At 40.8% G+C, this 22,195-nt stretch carries 17 protein-coding genes; 6 read left to right on the top strand and 11 right to left on the bottom strand.

Going from position 1 to position 22,195, the window contains the following annotated elements; genetic code table 11:
• Nucleotides 1–44: 44 nt before the first annotated feature.
• From ABIL39_00845 to ABIL39_00820, 6 genes are all read left to right on the top strand, one after another.
• Nucleotides 45–2,015 (top strand): cache domain-containing protein, encoded by a 1,971-nt coding sequence (locus ABIL39_00845; GenBank protein MEO0164671.1) that lies wholly within the window; start codon nucleotides 45–47, stop codon nucleotides 2,013–2,015.
• 44 nt (nucleotides 2,016–2,059) lie between these two features.
• The gene (locus ABIL39_00840; protein ID MEO0164670.1) at nucleotides 2,060–2,815 is read left to right on the top strand and encodes a response regulator; all 756 of its coding nucleotides are present in this window, start codon (nucleotides 2,060–2,062) and stop codon (nucleotides 2,813–2,815) included.
• A 1-nt stretch (nucleotide 2,816) separates the two neighbouring features.
• A complete protein-coding gene (locus ABIL39_00835) occupies nucleotides 2,817–5,888 on the top strand; it encodes a hypothetical protein (protein MEO0164669.1) in 3,072 nt (1,023 codons plus the stop codon).
• Nucleotides 5,889–6,027: 139 nt separating this feature from the next.
• On the top strand, nucleotides 6,028–7,392 hold the full coding sequence (locus ABIL39_00830; protein MEO0164668.1) for a TldD/PmbA family protein: 1,365 nt from the start codon (nucleotides 6,028–6,030) through the stop codon (nucleotides 7,390–7,392).
• Between the two features lie 30 nt (nucleotides 7,393–7,422).
• On the top strand, nucleotides 7,423–8,292 hold the full coding sequence (locus tag ABIL39_00825; GenBank protein ID MEO0164667.1) for a decaprenyl-phosphate phosphoribosyltransferase: 870 nt from the start codon (nucleotides 7,423–7,425) through the stop codon (nucleotides 8,290–8,292).
• Between the two features lie 32 nt (nucleotides 8,293–8,324).
• On the top strand, nucleotides 8,325–10,724 hold the full coding sequence (locus ABIL39_00820; GenBank protein ID MEO0164666.1) for an AAA family ATPase: 2,400 nt from the start codon (nucleotides 8,325–8,327) through the stop codon (nucleotides 10,722–10,724).
• 7 nt (nucleotides 10,725–10,731) lie between these two features.
• On the opposite strand, the gene ABIL39_00815 is transcribed toward ABIL39_00820, so the two are convergent.
• The 11 genes from ABIL39_00815 to folP form a co-directional block, all read right to left on the bottom strand.
• Nucleotides 10,732–11,361 carry a SagB/ThcOx family dehydrogenase gene (locus ABIL39_00815; protein MEO0164665.1) on the bottom strand — a complete coding sequence of 210 codons (630 nt, stop codon included), beginning with the start codon at nucleotides 11,359–11,361 and terminating at the stop codon, nucleotides 10,732–10,734.
• 11 nt (nucleotides 11,362–11,372) lie between these two features.
• A complete protein-coding gene (locus ABIL39_00810) occupies nucleotides 11,373–12,260 on the bottom strand; it encodes a histone deacetylase (GenBank protein MEO0164664.1) in 888 nt (295 codons plus the stop codon).
• 2 nt (nucleotides 12,261–12,262) lie between these two features.
• Nucleotides 12,263–12,778: an MGMT family protein gene (locus ABIL39_00805; GenBank protein MEO0164663.1), complete on the bottom strand. Its 516-nt coding sequence runs from the start codon at nucleotides 12,776–12,778 to the stop codon at nucleotides 12,263–12,265.
• An 80-nt stretch (nucleotides 12,779–12,858) separates the two neighbouring features.
• Nucleotides 12,859–14,817 (bottom strand): fused ferrous iron transport protein A/B, encoded by a 1,959-nt coding sequence (locus tag ABIL39_00800; protein ID MEO0164662.1) that lies wholly within the window; start codon nucleotides 14,815–14,817, stop codon nucleotides 12,859–12,861.
• Nucleotides 14,818–15,282 (bottom strand): transcriptional repressor, encoded by a 465-nt coding sequence (locus tag ABIL39_00795; GenBank protein ID MEO0164661.1) that lies wholly within the window; start codon nucleotides 15,280–15,282, stop codon nucleotides 14,818–14,820.
• Between the two features lie 41 nt (nucleotides 15,283–15,323).
• A complete protein-coding gene (mutS, locus tag ABIL39_00790) occupies nucleotides 15,324–17,771 on the bottom strand; it encodes a DNA mismatch repair protein MutS (protein ID MEO0164660.1) in 2,448 nt (815 codons plus the stop codon).
• 99 nt (nucleotides 17,772–17,870) lie between these two features.
• Complete coding sequence (locus tag ABIL39_00785) at nucleotides 17,871–18,641, bottom strand: SPOR domain-containing protein (protein MEO0164659.1); 771 nt, start codon at nucleotides 18,639–18,641, stop codon at nucleotides 17,871–17,873.
• Nucleotides 18,596–19,720, bottom strand: coding sequence for a tetratricopeptide repeat protein (locus ABIL39_00780; protein MEO0164658.1), 1,125 nt, complete (start codon nucleotides 19,718–19,720; stop codon nucleotides 18,596–18,598). The genes ABIL39_00785 and ABIL39_00780 overlap by 46 nt, the downstream gene beginning before the upstream one ends.
• Entirely contained in the window at nucleotides 19,717–20,013 is a 297-nt protein-coding gene (locus ABIL39_00775; GenBank protein ID MEO0164657.1) for a lipopolysaccharide assembly protein LapA domain-containing protein, read from the bottom strand. Before ABIL39_00775 ends, ABIL39_00780 begins: the two co-directional genes overlap by 4 nt.
• Before the next feature lie 62 nt (nucleotides 20,014–20,075).
• The gene (cdaA, locus tag ABIL39_00770) at nucleotides 20,076–20,831 is read right to left on the bottom strand and encodes a diadenylate cyclase CdaA (GenBank protein ID MEO0164656.1); all 756 of its coding nucleotides are present in this window, start codon (nucleotides 20,829–20,831) and stop codon (nucleotides 20,076–20,078) included.
• Entirely contained in the window at nucleotides 20,828–22,015 is a 1,188-nt protein-coding gene (gene folP, locus ABIL39_00765) for a dihydropteroate synthase (protein ID MEO0164655.1), read from the bottom strand. The genes cdaA and folP overlap by 4 nt, the downstream gene beginning before the upstream one ends.
• Between the last annotated feature and the right edge of the window lie 180 nt (nucleotides 22,016–22,195).

Below are 22,195 nucleotides of genomic sequence, written 5' to 3'. Positions count from 1 at the left end.
AATTATGGATTGACAATGGCAATTAAATCAGTATAATTACTCGAATGAAACATAAATTTCTCCCATTACAGACGAAATTGATTTTTAGTTTTTCAACAGTAATAGTTATTGGCATATTTCTCTCTACTTTTACTGGGATTCAACTAATTGGAAATACAATCGTTGCTCAAGGACAAGAAAAGGTCAAACTTGATCTGAATACCGCCCGAGAAGTTCTGGAAGAGGAAGGCAGGACTATAAAGAATATCATCCGGCTAACGGCTGGCCGATATTTTGTGAAAGATGCACTGGTCAAAAAAAATCGGTTTTTCTTATTAAAGGAGTTGAGGAAGGTTAAAGAAGATGAAAATCTTGATATATTGAACATCACCGATCACAATGGACGAGTCATCATCCGGGCGGAAAATCCTGGATATTATGACGATTATCCCGAAAATGAGATATTAAAAATGGTTTTGGAAAAAAAGGAAAGTATTTATGGAGTAATGATTATATCGGAAGAGGAGTTGAAAAAAGAAAGTGAAAAACTGTCCCAACGTGCAAAAATCAAAATTCTCCCAACCCCCAAGGCCAAACCTCGCCCTGACACCCTCGAGACGGCTGGTTTGATAATCATTGCGGGAGCACCAGTTTTTGATGATAACAATAATCTAATCGGAGTGGTGTATGGCGGTAGATTATTAAATAGAAATTTTGAGATAGTTGATAAAATCAAGGACATTGTTTACAAAGACGAACGCTTCCGGGGCAAGGAGATTGGAACTGCCACCATATTTTTGAAAGACTTAAGAATAACTACCAATGTTCGTGATATCTCGGGAGAGAGGGCGATTGGAACCAGAGTTTCTGAGGAGGTATACAATCAGGTTCTCATCACTGGGAAACCTTGGATTGGCCGAGCATTTGTCGTAAATGATTGGTTTATAACTGCCTATGAACCAATCCGGGATATCAACGATAAAATTGTCGGGATTTTATATGTGGGGATGCTTGAGGCACCTTATGTTTATTTAAGAAACCGGGTGGTTTCAATCTTCATCCTTATTGCACTCTCCAGCATTGTCGCCTTGGCAATTATCTCTTTCTTCACGGTAAAGCGTATAACAAAACCAATAAATGAATTGTATCAGCTAACAAAAAGGGTATCAAAAGGAGACCTGGCAGCGCGGGCAAGGATTACCTCTGACGATGAGCTCGGTGAACTTATTTCATCTTTCAATCAAATGGTCGAATCTCTGCAGCAAGCCACCGAAGGGTATGTCAGTCTGACGCGAACCCTTGAACAAAAAGTGCAGGAAAAGACGAAAGAATTAGAGAAGGCAATGGAACAATTAGTCCAAAATGAAAAGTTATCCGCAATTGGTCGGCTTGCCGCCGGTATTGCCCATGAAATCAACAACCCTCTCACCGCGATTCTCATAAATAGTCATCTGATTAAAGAAAAGATGAAAGAAGATTCTAAATTAAGGGAAAAACTTGATATGATTATTGACGAAACCCAGCGGTGTGCAAAGATTGTTAGTGGGTTGTTAGAGTTCTCACGTCAGACCCCACCTGAGATGAAACTAATTTCAATAAATGAAATTATTAATAAGACCTTAATTCTTTTTGAAAGCGTTTTCCTTGCTAATAATATAAAAGTGGAAATCGATCTCGATAAAAATCTCCCCCCAATTATGGCGGATGAGAGTAAAATCAAACAGGTATTGACGAATATCTTATTAAATTCAATCGATGCAATGCCTAACGGAGGAAATCTAAAAATTTGCTCTCAGTCGTCGGGTGATGATAGATTTGTTGAAATAGTTATTACAGATTCAGGTATTGGTATCCCAAGAGAAAATTTAGACCGGATATTTGATCCATTCTTCACCACTAAAAAATCCAAAGGAACAGGACTGGGGCTTTCGATAAGTTACGGTATTATCCAGCAACACAATGGTAGCATTGAAGTTCAAAGCGAAGTCAATAAAGGAACAACCGTTAAAATAAAATTACCAAAATTAGGAGATTGAAATGTCACGATGGGAAAAGTGATACAAATAAAAGGGAGGTATAAATGGAACAAAAAAAATTTAAAATTTTAGTGGTTGATGATGAGATAACGATTTGCAAAAGCATAGCGAGTGCCCTTGAAGATTTTGATTATATTGTTGATATCGCATTGAGCGGTGAGGAAGCTACAGTTAAACATAATACCAACCGTTATGACTTAATTGTTGCCGATTTGATGATGCCGGACATCACAGGGCTTGAACTCTTAAAAAGGGTTAAAGCCATAACACCCGATGTTCAATTCATTCTCATTACCGGATTTCCTTCAATAAAAACTGCCGTAGAAGCGATTAAATTCGGGGCATTTGATTATATACCAAAGCCGTTCACTCCGGAAGAATTAAGAAGTCTGGTGCAACGAGCCCTTGAATCTTCTCTAAAAGATAAGATTGCATTGAAGCCCATTCCATCCGGCTATTATTGTATCGTGGATAATTCGTGGGCTAAAATTGAAGATGATGGTAATGTTAAAATCGGTGCACATGAAAAACTGGTCAAAAGCATTAAAGAAATTGCAATGCTGGAGTTACCCGGCCTTGGGGAAATGAGATATCAGGGAGAGGCCTGCGTCCGGATAAATACAAGTACAAAACAGGTTTACCGAGTATGGACTCCGGTATCGGGAAAGGTGATAAGAGTTAACCAAGATTTACACAGAAACTATAGCGAATTGATAACCGATCCATATGGTAGGGGCTGGTTAATAGTTATCCAGCCAACGAACTTAGAAGCCGATTTGAAAAATCTAACCAAATATTAAATTGGGTTCATTAAATTCGGAAAGAATACCGAATGATATTCAGATTTTACTAAAACATTATGACTGTTATGATTTTTATTTTCTTGATAAAAATGGAAATTGGCAAAAAAATCCCCGGACGCTCAGGGAGATAATTTCATGCGAGGTCTGGTTTCGGATTTGGGAATTATTGAATATTGCTAGAGACGAAGAGCAGGTTCTTAATCTTTTTAACACTATAACCAGCAATGATGACTATCCCAATTTAATATTAAAATTCAAAAATGTTTTAGGATTTACAGAGTTTGCAGATACACTCGCAACCTTTGAGCTTCTCTACGATTTGATTGAATATGACTGCTATGTTAATAATGTAAATCAGTACATTCCACCATGGGACTATAAAACAAAACAAAGACAACAGGAATATCTTTATAGAAAGAATAAATTTGAGGAAAAATTAAGAAATCTCTTGCAAGACGATTCATTATATAAAAGTTTTTGCCAGGTCCATAGGGTATTAAAAGAAAATAAATTTTTTAATTTCATTTCCACCATTATAAACGAAGAAATTAAATTTTACGACCAGCAGATTTCATTTAGAGAAAAGCTTGAAAAGAAAAGGGAAATAAGCGAGGTTTATGAATTATTGAGTTTCCCCAGTGAATTTGATATTGGCTATTCGCAAGTTCAAGGAAAATCATTTGTTCGACCACTTATAAAAATTCTAAAAGAATCTATTAATTTGGATTTGCCCGGGCTGCAATTTGAAATCGTGGCAGTGCTAGGAGCTCTAAAAGACCCTCGCTGTGCGGTGACGCTGATGGATCTTTTAAAAAATACCAAACCAGAAAATACAAATCTCTGCTCAAACATCATTTATGCCTTAGGCAATGTGCGCTACTACCCGATGGTTGAATTTTTAAGTAGAATTCTCCGATTACCCGATTATCTGATAGTCTCACCTGGATATCAACAGCCGGTTTTTGAGATAAAAACGGAAGCACTGTGGGCCATTGGGAAACTCGGTATTTTAGGAAGAAAACTTCTTCCGGAAATGACCAAATACCGGGTCCACCGCGAAAAATCAATTAAAATTGCCCTCGCCTGGGCGATAGGGATGATTGGTGCCGAAGAAAGGAATAAAGAAGAAGCCGTTGATCTATCCATTGTCACGACCTTATTGGAATTGCTGAATGAAAATGATAAAATTATCTTTGAGGAAGTTCTATACAGTCTCAAAAAAATAGGCTTTTACGAAATAATTGAAAATGTAAATTTTACTAATATCCCCGCAACTCCAATCTTATCCCTCAAGCCAAGCAGTGTGGGTCTTTATGAACTTTCTGAAACCATCTATCATCTGATGAGTCTCAAAAAACCCGTCGTTATCGCTGTCACTGGCGATTCGGGAACCGGCAAAACCTACTTTTGTGAGGCCCTAAAGAATGGTTTTGGTAATATATCAAAAAATGACATTCTTTATCTGATGCGTGACAATCCGGCTCATCGCACAATGTTCAGCAAAATGATCGGAGAAGAATTTGTCAAAGAATTCATGCCCCCTCAATATTACACTCTTGAGATGATGGGGGAAAAAAGACTTTCACCAGCGGAAGCTTTTTCTAATTTTATAAAACAGCATGCTCATAAAAAATTAATTATCCTTGATGGTTGGCTGGATGAGTTTTATTTTTATCAGGTTCTGAAGACATTTTATCAAAACAATTATCTTGATTGTATTGTAAATTTTCGCACAAATTATTCCACAAGGAGAATCAACCTTGAGACCCGAGAGGGAATTTTAGAGCGGGTTAGGGATTGTTTAAGTTTCACCGAAAAACCGCCCATTGAGGAAACCGAATTTTATCGTAATGGGGATGTTTTTGTTTATAACCTTGATAATTCCGTAGGTTCGCGTTTGAACAATGAAGAGATAAAAGAGGTCTTTGGCAGAAAAAAAGTCCGCGCCTGGGCTGATTACATTCGCATTGGAGAATTCACCAAATCGTTGACAAAAGTTCTTCCTACCGAAGAATCGTTAAAAAGTAAAAGCGAAAATTTTCTGACCCTTTTTGGCAACAAAATATCAATTGAAGAAAAACCGATTAAAATAGAAACCACACATTTTTCAAGGATTAATAATGAAAATCCCCAATTGCTGCCTCACCTCCTTCAGACCATAAAGTTGGATAAGACTAAGCCACAGCAGATAGCTTATTATAGTCCAGGGATAATTGCGTATTCTGATAGAAATGAAACTTTAGGCCTGCTAATGGGGATAAACAATCAGAATTACTTTATTGAGGTCAAAGAAAAAATCATTTCCAATTTTTGCATCCATAATGAGCTCATTTGCTGGATAAACCAAAAAAATACGGTCAATGCCATGGATTTCAAGAAGAATAGATTGATCAATTTTGAAACTTTGGCGCAGCCTTCACTAATTGTTTCTGACCGTAACAATCTCATTGCTACCGGTGAAAGGGATGGAAGAATAATCATATGGGATATAAATTCCGGGATAACACAAATCCTGACTGGCCACAAGGAGGCAATTTGCGGGATAGTAATCAAGAAAAAAAGATTTATCATTTCAAACAGTGCCGATGGAGAATTGAGGATATGGGACCTTAGCGAGGGCATCGTGAAGATGTACAATGATTTTCGATTTGCTACCAACAAGTTAGGGATTTATCCATATTCCAATGACATTATTTTATTGACCGGAAATAATATTTACATTTTAAATCCTGAAACGGATAGCTTGAAGACTTTCACAATAAATGAGATGAGTGAAGCGACTGCATTTTTCCCCTATTATGATGGGAGGATATTTGTGGGATTTCGGAATGGTGATAAAAGTGTGCTAGTGGTACTTGAACCCTGGAAAGAAATGAACACTTATGCCATAATCGGGTTCCAAGACGGAAAGATAACCGGTATTTTAACCATGGGTCCGAGAATTATTACTACCAGTGAGAATATTTTATATATCTGGGGTAGTGAATTATATGTGCGTAATGAATTGGAAAAATTGAGGATTTTGAAAGAATCAAAAAAAAGATTCTATTACCATAGTATGATTTTCTAATTGAGTTCATTTTTGAAATTAGCGAAAGCATAGGCCGCAGATAAAAAATAGCTTTCATTACAGTAAGACTATTTCCTGATTTAAATCGCTATATTGACTTTGGAAAATTTTTATATAAAATCTACCAAAGAGGAGTGCTATGATTGAGAAAAAGCAGGCAAAGAAAATCATTGATTATGTTTTAAAAGAATCAAAAGCCGATCAGACCGAAATTGTGATATTTGATTTTGATTCGGCGTTAACCCGGTATGCAAACAATTATATTCACCAGAATGTTCAGGAAGCAAATACGGGAGTCCATATCCGTGTCGCTTTGGGCAAAAAGATTGGTTCTTCATACACAAATTCGATCGATTTCCAGCGTATTAAGGAGACGCTACACTGGGCCGAAACCATTGCCCGTTTCCAGGTGGATAACCCATATTTTGATTCCTTACCTGCAATTAAACCCACTGCCTATAAACGTTTGATCCATTTTGATAAAAAGACTGCCCAGATGTCGCCGGATAAAAGAGCAGAGATTGTAAAGATGATCATCAGCGTAGCTCGGGAGAATAATCTCACCTGTTATGGTTCAGTTTCCAATGGAACCACCACGATTGCTATTGGTAATTCCCAGGGGGTCTTCGCGTATGATCAGGGGAGCGATATTTTCTGTAATATTGTCATGGCTACAGAAAATTCTACCGGGTATGTCCAGGGGGGTGCCAAAAGCTTAATAGATATGGATTTTAAAAAAATGGCAAAACTTGCGGCTGAAAAGGCATTGAAATCCAGAAATCCGGTAGAACTCACCCCGGGAAAGTACACGACTATCTTTGAACCACTGGCAGTAAGTGACTTGATAAGTTATCTGGCTTACTATGCCTTCAATGGTAAAGCCTATGAAGAGAAACGTTCGTTTCTCTGTGGGAAACTGTCGACAAAAATCGTTGATGAGCGGATAACGATTGTTGATGACCCATTTTATCGAAAAGGGTTTATAACCCCCTTTGATTTTGAAGGTATTCCCAAAAGAAGACTCGTCTTGATTGAAAAAGGTGTAGCAAAGAACGTGGTTTATGATTCTTTGACCGCGGCAATGGCAAAGAAAAAGAGCACGGGCCATGCTCTGATGTATCCCAATCCTTTTGGTCCAGTTCCTCTCCACCTTGTGATGAGGGGGGGTGATAGTTCTCTAGGAGAGATGATTAAAACGACCAAAAAGGGGATTCTCATCACCCGACTCCATTATACCAATGTTATTGACCCTTATAAACTGGTTTTCACCGGCATGACCCGTGATGGCACATTTTTGATTGAAGATGGGCAAATCATCCATGGGATAAAAAATCTGCGGTTTACGGAAAATATTTTTGAGGCCCTGAATCGAGTTGAGGCGATATCCCGGAATACCTTCTTTATCGCGGATGAACCGGGTTACGGTGCACGGATGCCCCGTGGAATGGTGGTGCCGGCGTTAAAGATAAAAGATTTCACATTCACCAGCGCCACGGAATTTTGAAAATTCTGCCGAAATCCAAGAGATAGCGATTTGATCAGAGATTATGCAAAATTGCTCCGTCCCGAACAATGGGTGAAAAATATCTTTTTATTTGCCGGTGTGATCTTCAGCAGGGAGTTTTATGATTTAGAAAAGGTTCTCACCGCCGGCGCCGGCTTTGTAATTTTTTCTTTGTTAAGTAGTACCGGTTATATCATCAATGATCTTTTGGATTACCGGTATGACCGGGAGATACCAACCAAGAAAGGCCGTCCTATCGCCTCAGGAAAAATAAAGATTATCCCCGCGCTAATCTGCGCCGCTGTCATCGGTACCGTTGCACTCTATCTCGCCCACCAGATTACTCAAAAATTTTTTGGGGTTGCCTTATGCTACATAGGTTTGAGCATCGGTTACTCTTTAGTATTTAAATCTTTGGTGATTCTTGATGTATTGGTGGTAGCGATTGGATATGTTTTGAGATCTATAGCCGGTGCTGTAATCATCAATGTTGAAATATCTTCTTGGTTAATCCTCTGCACTTTTTTGATTGCACTCTTCATCATTTTGGCTAAGAGAAAATCAGAAATGTTACTGCTGGGTGTTGAAGCCAACCGCCACCGGCGCGTTTTATTTCATTACTCCGTAGATATGTTGAACCACATGATCAATATTACCATCTCCGCTTGTATTGTATCATATTGTATTTACACGCTTGCACCTGAGACAGTGCATAAATTTAACACCCGTAATTTGATTATTACCATCCCCTTTGTTATCTATGGCATGTTTCGCTATCTTTATATCATTGAGAAAAAAACTGGCGCCGATATCCCCAATCAGGCATTGTTAAATGACCCCCCACTGATTATCAATTTTCTTCTCTGGATTGGAACCTGCATTTTAATTTTGTCTTTCTAAACATTTCTTGAAAATCTTTGTCTAAAGGATGTATGAGATTTGATAGATTTACACAAAAAGCCCAAGAAGCGATTGCCCTCGCCCAGGAGATCCTTGATGAGTATAATCATCAGGAACTGGATGTTGAGCATATTTTTTTGGCGCTTTTAAGACAAGAAGATGGACTGGTTCCAAAGATCTTGCGAAAGATGGATATCATGCCGGATGTGATTCAGCGTCGCCTCGAATCCATACTGGATTTCAGACCGAAAGTGTATGGCGCTGCCACTGCCCAGATCTATATTACCCCCCGGACAAAGAAATTGATCTCCTTGGCACAGGCCGAAGCCCAGCGGATGAAGGATGAGTATGTGGGAACCGAGCATTTATTTTTAGCTATCGCCGAAGAGACCGAAGGGGAGACTGTTAAGATATTGCGCGAATTCGCGATCACCAAGGAGAAGATCTATCAGGCATTACAGATTATCCGTGGTTCCCAACGAGTTACTGACCAGGATGCGGAGAGTAAATACATGGCACTCGAGCGCTACGCCCGGGATATCACCGCCCTGGCAAAGCAAGGGAAATTAGACCCAGTTATTGGCCGTGATAATGAGATAAAAAGAGTGATACAAATTTTATCCCGAAGAACCAAAAATAACCCGGTGCTCATCGGCGAAGCTGGTGTGGGCAAAACTGCGATTGTGGAAGGACTCGCCCAGCGTATTGTGGAGAAGAATGTTCCAGAGATATTAAAAGATAAAAGAATCCTGGCGCTGGATATGGGGGCACTCGTTGCCGGGTCTAAATTCCGGGGCGAATTTGAAGAGCGGTTAAAAGCGGTAATGGACGAGATAAGAAAAGGTAAAGGTGAGATAATTTTATTCATTGATGAATTACACACGATCGTTGGAGCCGGGGCTGCGGAGGGAGCGATAGATGCCTCCAACATGCTCAAGCCCGCATTGGCAAGGGGTGAATTACAGTGCATTGGTGCCACGACTTTGAACGAATATCGCAAACATATTGAAAAGGATGCAGCATTGGAGAGACGTTTTGCCCCGGTTTATGTCGGCGAGCCATCAATTGAGGATAGTATCAAAATACTCCAGGGACTGAAGAGCCGTTATGAATCCCATCACGGTGTGATCATTGACGATTCGGCAATAAATGCCGCCGTGAAACTTTCCCATCGCTATCTCACCGAACGACATCTTCCGGATAAGGCGATTGACCTGATTGATGAGGCCTGTGCTCGAGCCCGGATTGAGATATATTCAATGCCTGAGGAATTAAAGGAGATGGAAAAGCGTTTGGAGCAACTGACTGAAGAGGGGAAAAGGGCGGTAGAAATGCGCAATTACGAACTGGCCGCAAAACTCCGCGATGAAACCGAGACACTCCAAAAAGAATACCGGAAAAAGAAAAATGAATGGATGAAACAAAGAGGGATTGATGACCGCGTGACTGAAGAGGATATTGCCGAAATCATTTCTTCCTGGACCGGAATTCCAGTCTCCCGAATGTTGGAATCAGAGATGGATAAGTTGTTAAAAATGGAAGAACGTATTCATGAACGACTGGTGGACCAGGAAGATGCAGTGGTGGCAGTGAGTGATGCAATCCGGCGTTCCCGGGCTGGTTTGAAAGATCCTAAACGGCCGATCGGTTCATTCATATTCTTAGGACCTACCGGCGTAGGTAAAACTGAACTCGCAAAAGCCCTTGCCGAATTTCTTTTTGATACTGAAGATGCCATGGTGAGGATTGACATGACCGAATATCAGGAAAAACATACTGTTTCCCGATTGATTGGTGCCCCACCTGGCTATGTGGGTTATGAAGAAGGTGGACAATTGACCGAAGCGGTAAGACGCCGACCATATCGGGTGATATTATTTGATGAATTTGAGAAAGCCCATCCAGATGTCTTTAATGTTTTACTTCAGTTATTGGATGATGGCCGTTTAACGGATGGGCAGGGGCGGACCGTGGATTTTAAAAATACAATTGTGATCATGACCTCTAATTTAGGGAGTGAGATAATTACTGAAAATTTGAAGAATGGTAAATTTGATTATGAACAAACCAAGAGAGAAGTCTATCGGGTTTTAGAGCGGAGTGTCAAGCCTGAATTTTTGAACCGGATCGATGAAGTGATTGTTTTTAAACCATTGGGTTTTGAGGAGATAAAAGGGATTGTGGAGCGGGAGTTGAAAAAGGTTGGTAAGAATGTTGCCGAGTTTGGCTATAATATTGAATTCACAGAGAAGGTTAAAGATTTTCTCGCCCATGAAGGATTTGACCCGGTATATGGTGCAAGACCCTTGCGTCGGGCGATTCAACGATTGATTGAAAACCCACTTTCAAAAAAGATAATCGCCGGCGAATTTGCCAAAAACAGTACGATCAAAGTAGATATGGAGAGGGGAGAGGTTGTTTTTAAGAAATAAGCGGTTCCTATTTAATCTTCGGGTAACCGACCGGAACGATATAAAGCGGTTCTTCGTCTTTTAGTTTTAGTATTTTTTTGACGCGTCCATCATCAAAGGCACCTACTGGAACCGAACCCAAACCTAGGGCCACGGCTTCTAAATGGATATTCTGGGCACAGTGACCTACCTCGTTGTTGATATAACGGTATGCCCTTTCCCCATACCGGCTGGCAGTACGCTGGTAGACCGCGGTGATGATTATCACCAAGCCCGCATCGGCAATGAACATCTGGTTCCAGGCGGCATGGGCGAGTTCTTTTCTTAAATCTTCAGCGCTTTCTCTCTTCAACTTATGGCCTTGAGGAATATACCGGAACAATCCATCTTTTTTAGCCACAAAAATTTCTAAAGGATAGGTAGCGCCAGCACTCGGCGCAGCCCGTAGTTCCTTTATGGAATCGGTCACCCCCTGGGCAGCCCATAACAAATTAGAGATCTGCTGGAGATTGAGTTCTTTATCTTCAAAGTTTCTTATTGAGCGTCTTTTTTTAATACACTCCTCCAGCCCGACATTGGTAAACTGGGGTGCAGGGAGTTCAATCATCTCAACCCCCTTGGTTATTAGATTTAAAAGGATCATACTAAAGAAAATCATATTAACCTCCATCAGCCGTAGATTTTATGCAAAATCCGGGCAGTATTACAGTGGATTTCGACTGTATCCTCGAGTTCTTGGGCATAGCCCCCACCCAACACAACAATCATGGGTAAATTATTTTTGTAGGCATAGTTTATAACGAGTTCATCTCTTTTTATCAACCCTTCAATCGTGAGTCTTAGATTGCCTAACTGGTCATAGAGATAAGGATCAGCACCCGCAAGATAGATGACAAACTCAGGTTTAAATTCATTAAATATTTTTTCCAGCGCCCATTGCAGTTTCTCAAGATATTCCTCATCGCCGACATTGAAATCCAGCCCAATATCCAAATCTGATTTTTCTTTTACGGGATAGAGGTGCTCTTGGTGAATTGAGAATGTGAAAACTCGGTTTTCATTTTGAAAATATTTTGCAGTACCATTACCCTGGTGTAGATCGCAGTCGATCACGGTTATTTTATTCACACCTTCCTCAAGCAGTTTCACAGCGGCAAACGCTACATCATTGAGATAACAAAAACCTTCAGCATGATCAGCAAAGGCATGGTGTAATCCACCTCCAATATGATAACAGGCACCGCTCTTTAGAGCAAGTTTGCCGGCAAGGTAGGACCCACCACAGCCCAATATCTGCCATTTGATTATTTCTGGTTCTACAGGTAGTTCCGAACGCCAGGTCCGGAAAGTAACACGGCTGTTTAAAAGATCGTCAAGGTAATCTGGGGTAAGGATTTTTTTTAAATCCTCAAGTGCAGGCATCTCAGGATGGTAAAGATTGGAATCAGTGATAAACCCTTCTTGTTTTAAGGTCTCATAAATCAGCCGATATTTTTCGGTAGGGAAGATATGCCCTTTCAGATCTACGCAGTAATTTGGAGAATAAACAAACTTCATAATTAAACCTTCACTCCTTCCAATGATAATAATTTTCTTTTTAAGCCTACCCGACCTCCAAATCCTCCGAGTGAACCATCAGATTTTATCACCCGATGGCAGGGAATGATTAAAGGGAAGGGATTGTGCGCGAGTGCCTGGCCCACTGCCCGGGCACCTCTGAGAATGCCTAATTTGCGCGCAATAGAACCATAGGTTTCCACCTGACCGCGGGGTATGCGGTAAGTCAATAATAATACCTTTTTCTGAAAATCTTTTAAAATTGTCAGATCTAGTAACTGGAGGGAAAATTGGATCTGTTTTCCCGCGGTGAACTGTTTTATTTGGTTGGCTACTTTCTTTATTATTCCATTCACCTTGGGTTGGATCTTGGGGTATCGCTCTTTTATTGTGCGAAGGGTAAATGGCGGTAGCAGAATGGAGTAAATCTTTGAATTACAATTCTGAACCTGCCAGACTATCAAGATCTTGCCAATTTTTGTCTTTATTGCATAGTAAAATAACTTTCTTTTTGCCATTAGTTAATTATATCTAAAAAATAAACCAAGGCAAGGCATTTGGTATCCATCCTGAAACAATTTTTATCATATTGGGCAATTTAAAGAATTAGATTTAATATCCCTCCTACGGTAAATGCAGTGAAAAGCATTATCCCCGCAGCCTTTAAGGTGTCGATGATTCCCAATTCTTTTATAAAGACTGAAAAAGTGGCAACACAGGGAAAATACATTGCTAATACTGTGCTGGCGATGATCAATTGTTTTAAAGAGAGATTCAAGGGAACGAGCATGCCAACCGCAATGTCCTTCCTTAGAAATCCGATGAGGAGGGCGATGGTGGCTTCCGTGGGTAAGGAAAGAAGATTAACTACCACGGGATCAAGGAGCTGGGCAAGAAATCGGAAAATTCCAAATGTGTAAAAGATATTGGCAATCAACACGCCCAGCAAGACAAATGGTGTCGCTTCCAGAATAAACCACTTGACCCGCATCAAAACTTTCTTGATCATCGCCGGAAAATATGGTATGCGATAGGCTGGAATTTCGGTAAAGATTTCCGGACTTTCGCCCTTAAAGAAGAACTTTAATAAGATACCCCCAAGGCAAAATATTAGAAATAAAGTAGCAAAGACCGGAAACAAACCTTTAGCTCCGTATTTTCCTACCAGTCCGAATATCATGGCATTCATTGCCATGCAGGGTATACATATCGCCATGAGTGTGGCAGCGATAAATCTTTCTTTTTTCGTCTCAAGAATTCTTGTACTCAACATGCCGGGAACATTACAGCCTAAGCCAAGGAGCATCGGAATTATTGCCATGCCATGGAGTCCGAAAAAGTGCAGAAATTTATCCACCAGGACCGCCAGGCGGGGAAGATAGCCGGAGTCTTCAAGGAAACTGAGGATAAAATAGAAGGCAAAGACATAGGGAAGTACCTGGGCGAATTCAACATAAAGACCGGTTGTCAATATTCCGAATGAGATACCAAAATCAATATCTCCGTTTATCAATTCGCCAATCAGGATATTGTGAATTATTCCCGTTCCTCCAAAAAGGCAGGAAAAAGAAAGCATCAGGGGTTTCCAAAGATTTATGAAAATGGGATCGAATAGAAAATTTATCAACCCTTCACCGATTAATCTTATCAACTGGAAGAGAATGAATAGAAGCACTATGGCAACAGGAATTCCTGACCACGGATTGATCGTCAAGTCGCCAATTCTCTCTAAAAAAGTATGATGGCGGTGTTTGATGACCTGGACCTGGGCAATTATCTGACCGACGATCTTCCAGCGTTCCTCATCTTTAAAATTGTAAGCCCCTTTTTTTGCCTGGTCGAGTTTATTCACAAGTTCTTTAACCCCTTCGCCGGTTACAGCAACAGTGGGTACGATTGGTACACCTAAAATTTCTTCGAGTTTTTTTACATCAATTTCGATACCCGTATGTTTTGCTTCGTCCCAGAGATTCAAGGCAATGAGCATAGGAATATTCTTTTTTAAAAGTTGAAGGGTCAAATTTAAATTCCGTTCAAGATTGGTCGCATCCACGACATTTACCACAATACTTTCGCCTTCTTCAATTGCCTTATTCAACATCTGGACTGCTACTTCCTCCGCTGGGGTTGTTGGTTCCAGACTGTATGTGCCCGGTACATCAATTACTTCAATCCGTTTGTCTCCATGTCCGGTGCAACCCCGACAATAGTCCACAGTCGTGCCCGGATAATTAGAGGCGATGACATCAACCCCGGTTAAACGGGAAAATATTACACTTTTACCCACATTGGGGTTACCGACGAGGAGGATCTTTTTTATCTTATAGGTTATCTCTACCAGCACCTTCTGTGCCATCCCGTAGCCGAGCGCTAACTGACTCTGACCGACTTTTATGACAATCGGCCCATGCATGAATTGTTCACTTATTTTGGTCACTTCGGCGCCGGGAATAATACCCAGCGATTCCAGACGTTTGGCGATGCCGCGGCCGCCTACGATCTCTACGATCTTCCCTTTCTCCCCTGATCTCATTAAGGTTAGATTGACCAGTGCCATTTATCTTTTCTCCTTCTTTTTACATTTTGGACACATTCCGTAAATTTCCAGTTTATGCTCATAAATGAGAAATCGGTAGCGGCGGGCGATCTGCCTCTGGAGATCTTCAATTTTTTGATTGCAGAATTCAATTATGCGTCCACAACTTGTGCAGATGAAATGGTCATGGTGCTCTTTGTGGTGTATTGGTTCATAGCGTGTAATGCCCTTTTCAAATTGGCGGGCTGTTGCTAAACCGCATAACACGAGCAATTTCAAGGTTCGGTAAATTGTGGAATAACCAACATTCGGCATTTTATTTTTCACCTGTTGATAGAGCTCTTCGGCACTTAAATGTTTGTCCTGCATTAAGAAATAATCCATGATGAATTTTCGTTTTCGGGAAGATTTAAGTTTGTAACGCCGTGCATAATCATAAAACAATTGGTACTCATAAGTTTTTTTGATTTTGAAATTCATTTTCATTTTTTTATTATAATCCAAAAGACAAAATTGTCAAGACATTTTTATTTTTTATCAATAAAGAGATCCGGTTGAGTCAATTTTGTCTTTTTCAGTTTACGGATGCTGAATACTTCGCCTTCTTCAAATTTGGCAAGTACTTCTCTGGCACGGTCAATAACGGATTTGGGCAGCCCGGCCAGCCGCGCAACCTGAATCCCGTAGGATTGGTCGGACGGACCTGGATTTAATTTACGCAGGAAGATTATTTCATCACCCCATTCTTTGACCAGAAAGTTGTAATTCTTAACTCCGGGGAGAAAATCTTCAATTTTGGTTAATTCGTGAAAATGTGTGGCAAACAGGGAGCGGGGTTTTTTGTTGTTATGTAATTCTTCAACGACTGCCCAGGCAAGGGCAAGGCCATCATAAGTAGAGGTTCCCCGGCCGACTTCGTCCAGGATGACCAGGCTCCGTTCTGAGACATTGTTTAATATATTAGCGGTTTCCATCATTTCGGCAAGAAAGGTGCTCACACCCCGGGCAATATCATCACTGGCACCGATGCGCGTGAAGATTTTATCCACGATACCAATTTGAGCTTCGCGGGCCGGCACAAAACTGCCGATTTGCGCCATGATTATAATCAGAGCTACCTGGCGTAGGTAGGTGGATTTACCTGCCATATTGGGTCCGGTGAGGATGAGAATTTGATTCCGGTTACGGTCCAGTTCGGTATCATTGGGCACAAATGAACCTTTTTCCATCAACCGTTCCAGGACCGGATGTCGACCTTCGGTGATAACGATTCTATCACCATTGTTTATCTCTGGACGGGTATAATTGTATAAAACCGCATTTTCGGCAAATGCCTGGAGCATATCTAATAGGGCAATTGCCTGGGTGCTGTGAAGAATTTTTTTACCTTCCTGTGCAATTTCATCCCGCAATTTAACAAAGATTTCGTATTCCAAGCTTTTTATTCTTTCTTCAGCATTGAGAATTTTTTCTTCAAATTCTTTTAATTCTGGGGTGTAAAATCTCTCGGCATTCACGAGAGTCTGTTTCCGAATATAATAATCGGGGACTAGATGGAGGTTTGGTTTGCTTACTTCAATATAATAGCCAAAGATTGTGTTGTAAGCAACTTTCAGGGAGTTGATACCGGTTTTTTCCCGTTCCTGGTTTTGAAAACGGATCAACCATTCGCGGGCATTACGCGCCAATTCTCGTAATTCATCCAATTCTTTTGAGTATCCCGGTTTGATTATGCCAGTTTCATCGAGTGTGGCAGGTGGTTCCGGAGCAATGGCGTTTTCTATTTTTGTCACCACCCCATCAAAATTATTAATATCATCATAGATTCGTTTTAATATCTTACAATCACTATTTCTAAGAAGATCTTTTATTTGTGGATAGATCTTTAATGAATCTTTAAGCGTATTCATCTCCCGGGGTGTGATCCTCCCACAAAGTAAGCGGGTAGTGATCCGCTCGACATCGCGAATTTCTTTTAAGAACTCGCGCAACTGCTGGCGCAAAAAGGTTTTATCCTTCAATTCGCTAACCCCATCCAGTCTTTCATTTATGGCTTCACAATCAATGAGGGGTTCAAGAATTTGGTTACGCAATAGTCTTTTACCCGCAGGGGTCAGGCAGTTGTCTATCGCCCAGTATAAAGTATTGGTTTCGCCATTTCGGATGTTCACTACCAATTCCAAATTTTTTCTTGTGGTGCTATCCAGATATAAAGAATTTCCCGCATCAAATAATCGTAATTTCGTGATTTGCGGTAGGGTGGATTTTTGATTTTCTTTAAGATAATAAAGCAATGCACCCGCCGCCGAGATTGCTAGTTTTTTGCCCTCTAAACCAAAACCATCTAAGGTGACAACATTAAAATGTTCCTTGAGATTTTGATAGGCGATTTCATAGATAAAGTGATAACCATCGATTGAGGTAATAGGAATTTCAAGATCAAGGGTAATTCCCTGCGGGATGACCAATTCTTTGACTTCTTTGCGCATGAGTGTTTCTGGTACTTGTTCCGATGTTATCTCGCCACTGAAAAACTCACCGGTAGTGATATCACAAAGGGCAATACCCGTATTTTTTTCTTCCGGGATAATCGCCGCAACATAGAGGGTTTTATTCTCTTCTAAAAGAGAAGGGCGCAAGACAGTCCCAGGAGTGATTACTTCAATCACATCCCGGGCGACAAGTTTTTTGGCTTTATCTGCTGGCTCCAGTTGTTCACAGATTGCCACTTTAAAGCCATTTTTAACCAGTTTGGCGATGTAACTCTCGCTCGCCTTCACCGGAATGCCGGCCAGGGGCACCCGATTGCCTTTGCTAATCGTTTTAGAGGTGAGGGTTATGCCGAGTAGAATGCTCGCCCGCTTGGCATCCTCATAATAAAATTCGTAGAAATCTCCAACGCGGAATAGAAGGAGTGCATCCTTATACTTATTTTTTATCCTTTGATATTGTTCTAAAAGTGGCGTTAATTGCATATCCCCGTGAATGATTTCAGGATATCACCAGGAAACTTTAAATTTTTTGCTATCCTGATTAATTGAAACGAGGAAATCGCGAATGGGCTATTGAAAGAATCAATAACCCTTGACGACATTCCCCCTGATACCCAGCGAATCAAGCTTAGCCACAAGCGCCTTGGCTTCTTCCTGGGTTTCAAATTCACCAACCCAGACGCGATAATGGATTTTTTCCATTACCACTGCTTCGGTAATGCGGGCTTCAAACCCTTTTTCTTTGAGTTCAGCTACGCGCTTGAGGGCATTTTCTTTATTACGGAACGACCCTACCTGGACTGTATAATACTCCTTGGCTGCTGGAGAGGGACCAGGAGGAAGAAGGTCCCGGGCACGACTGGACCAAATTGAATGGGGGTATCTTTTGATCAATTCCTGGAGAGTCTGATAACCACTGGTTTTGTTTCCGGTTTCAATATAAGCAATGCCACTCCAGAATAATACTTCATCTTTTAATTCGGTGTTAGGATAACGGTTAATCAATTCGTTTAGATAGAAGAAGGCATTTTTGAAATCTTCCTGACCGATAAAAATTTTGGCAATTTCCAGGTAGGCGATATCCCCATATCGGGATTGTGGGTAATTATCAATGATTAATTTATAAAAATAGATTGCGGAGTCCGGATGTACCGCCAATTTGCCGAGATAATAGTAAATTTCAGCAATTCGGGGATGGTTTTTATTTCGTGCTAATGCGGTAAACGCCTCCTTGGCTTTGTCAAATTGAAAGGTGTTGAAGAGCTTTATTGCCTCATCAATATTTTGAGCGAAACCCGCAAAGGCAATCAAAGCTGCGGCAAATATGATTCTACAGCGCGACAATTTAGACATAGAAAATTAAATTTGGGAATTTTGGTCCCACATTTCTGACAAACAAACTTATAGGGGAGTAGTATCTTTTCAATTTCCGCGATTTCTTTTTTGATTTCTTTTGATTCTCCAGATAACTTCATCAGGTAGATGTGGGGCAGGACAGCCTCCGGATATAGTTCTCCGGTCTTGCGATAAATACTGCGGGCTTGTTCAATTTCGTTTTTCTTTTCGTACAAATTAGCCAAGGCAAAACCCACAGCAAAATTTTTGGGATTGGCTTTGAATATTTTTTCGTAGAGGGGAATTATTTGTTCAAAATGCCCGGTTTCGTAAGCCACCTTTTCAAAATCGGTGAGTATCAGAAACGCGAAATTGGACTGCAATTCAAGAATTTTTGTGTAATATTCCTTTGCCTTGCGAAGGTCACCGATATTTTTGTAGAATTCAGCATTGTAAAATAACGCGCTGACCGAATCGGGTTTGATTTTTAGTGCCTTTTTGAGGAGTTGCTGAACTTCTTTACTTTTCTCCTCAGGTTCGTTACCCGCATCGGTGCTTAGCGCATGGGCATGGGCAGCATAGTAATAAGCGAGACGCTGAACATCAATCTGTTCGGGGTATTCTTCGCTCAAAGCAATACATTCCTGATAACTCTGTAAATCTTCATAAATTTTCAAGAGTAAATCCCGTGCCTTTTCGTCGTTCCGATCAATCTTTAAAATCTCGCGCAGGAAAGAGATGGCACGATTGGGGCGGTTTGAAGCCAAATAATCTTCCACCAGACTAAAGTAAATCTTTTTTTCCTCCTCGCGCCGCAGGGTGGGTCGCACTGTCAATGACTGATGAATCTTGATTGCCCGCTCGATATCACCGCGCTTACGGTATAGGTTCCCCAACCGGATATATCCGGCAACCAGATTGGTATCAATATTCAGTGCTTCTTTTAACTTTTTTATTGCCAGCTCCTCATTATTTTCAAGTTCCGCAATGAGTGATTCTAAGTAGGGAATGTTTACCGATGATTTGGGACGCGGGCGGAAGTAGAAGTAAGTGATAAAGGCAATGAGGGCAATGACAATGATTACCAGAACAGTCATTTTTCCTCCTCAAAGGGCAGATTGCGGAGGGCGTCCAGTTCTTTTTTTATGTTTTCGTTCTCCTTTTTTAATTTGTTAATAGCATTTCTCAAAACTATCTCATCAGCCAGTGCAAAAACGAGGATGAAAATCATCCCCGCCACAAAGGAATAAAAACAAACCATGGAAAGTGCAATGTTGCTATAATGTTGCCCAAATATGTTTATATTTACCCTTTCATCAACATTGAGGACGATGAAACCAATTATAAACCCAATCACAATCACCACAAAGAGCAAACCCACAAAGCGCATCAAACCTCCTTCAAATTACTCCATATGATACTCAAATATTATCATCTGTCAAGATATATTATTTATTCGCGCAAGACTCTTCTTAAGGTCTTTGCCAGGGCATCGGCGGAGACACGCGTAACCATTTTTTGCTTGTAGGCAAAAGAGATTTTGCCGGTCTCTTCGGAGATAACGATACAGAAGGCATCGGTGTTTTCCGCCACGCCCAGGGCGGCACGATGGCGGAGTCCAAACTTACCCCCAAGATCGGGATTTTCACTTAGAGGCAGCACACAGGCAGCAGCGACAATACGGTCACCCTGAATTACACAAGCACCGTCATGAAGTGGATTATCTGGGAAAAAGATGCTCTGTATGAGGATGGAATTGACGGTGGCATCGATTCGGACCCCCGATTCAATGATGTCACCCAGATTATCATTTCTCTGGATGACAATCAGCCCGCCATGATGATTCTCCGCTAATTTTTTAACTGCATCGACGATTTCATTCACGGTGGGGAATGGCTCAACTTTAAAAAAGAAACGAAGCGGCCGTTGCCGGCCGATAAACGCCAACGCATTTCTTATCTCGGGCTGGAAAAGAATTACAAAGGCTACAACCCAGACGGCAAGAATTGAATTCATAATCCAAGCGAGCGCCCGAAGGTTAAACCATCGGGCAATAAAGGAAACAATAAAGATTGTCATGAGCCCGAATAAAATGGGGGTCGCCTTGGTTCCTTTTATAAATCTCAAGAATTGATAGATAAGTATCGCGACAACTAATATATCGATGATATCAAGGGTAGTAAGATTGATAAAACCAAACAATTTCATCGGACGATGCGGTCGATTAATTGTGCAACCTTACGTGTCTCTAAGACATCATGAACGCGCAAGATCGAGGCACCGTTTTTTATTAGTAATGCTGCTACCCCCAAAGTTCCTTCAAGCCGTTCCTCCGGTGGTAGGTTAAATGGGTTACCGATGAAGGATTTGCGCGAATGACCGACCAGTATGGGTCGGGCAAAAATCTTCAATTCCCCCAGGCGCTCAATTAGCTCATAATTATCTTCCAAACGTTTCCCAAATCCTAAACCAGGATCAATAATTATTCTTTCTGGTTCAATCCCACATTGGAGTGCAAAATCAATCCGTTCCCGGAAATACTCTTTTATTTCCGATAACAGGTTATCATAATGCGGGTTATTTTGCATGGTGCGCGGTGTCCCCTGAATGTGCATTATTACTAGCGTTGCTTTATAACGGGCAATCAATTGGGCAAACTTTTCGTTCTTATGTTTGAAACCAAGTCCAGATATGTCGTTTATGATCTTTACTCCTTGGTCCAAAACAAATTTAGCAACCTCTTCTTTATAGGTATCGACGGAAATCGGCAAACGCGTGGCTCTGACGATTTCAGGAAAAATCATCCGTAACCGGGCTATCTCCTCTTTGGCACTGAGCATTTGAGCACCGGGGCGGGTGGACTCGGCGCCGATATCAATAAAATCTGCGCCTTCTTTTTCCATTTCCTCCAGAGCCTTTTTGACCATTGATAGCGATTGGTAACGGCTACCGCTATAAAACGAATCCGGGGTAACATTGATAATTCCCATGAGATAAGTTCTTCCAAATTTTATAATTCTATTGCCGATTTTAGCCACAGGAGTCTGGTTGGACTGGGCCAAGATACCTAACTCCTGCGCGATGCTTTCCATCCATGGCTGTTCCTGGAGACGGCTTATTATCTTCTCAAGCTCACGCTGATTAGCGAAAAGAATCACATCAAATTTTCTCCTTTTTTCACACCGATAGATATTCTGGGGGATTGCCACATCCGCTCCACAAATTAGGGCAATCTGCTTGAGAATATTTGCCTGGGCTGGTGAAATTTTTTTTAATTTAATAATCTTTTGTTCGGCTTTTTTGATAAATATCTCATAGGCCTCTGGTGCCACATTAATCTCTTTCAGTTCTCTTAACAGTTGTTCCTTTTTTAAATTAAACAGGATTTCCATAGGTAATTATACAATAATTAAGGGTTTTGTCAATGAAAATCGCCTTTTTTGGATTAAGATATTTAAAGAATAAACTTAAATTTACGTCTTTCATCAAAATAAAATCTTACCCAAAATAAATTTAGATTCTCAGGCGAATAAGAGTATAGTTTTAGAATTGAATTAATCATGCTCTTTACT

The sequence above is a fragment of the candidate division WOR-3 bacterium genome (genome assembly GCA_039802205.1).
Classification (GTDB): domain Bacteria; phylum Hydrothermota; class Tepidihabitantia; order SM23-42; family JAOAFX01; genus JAOAFX01.
This window is presented reverse-complemented; position numbering and strand designations above follow the sequence as displayed.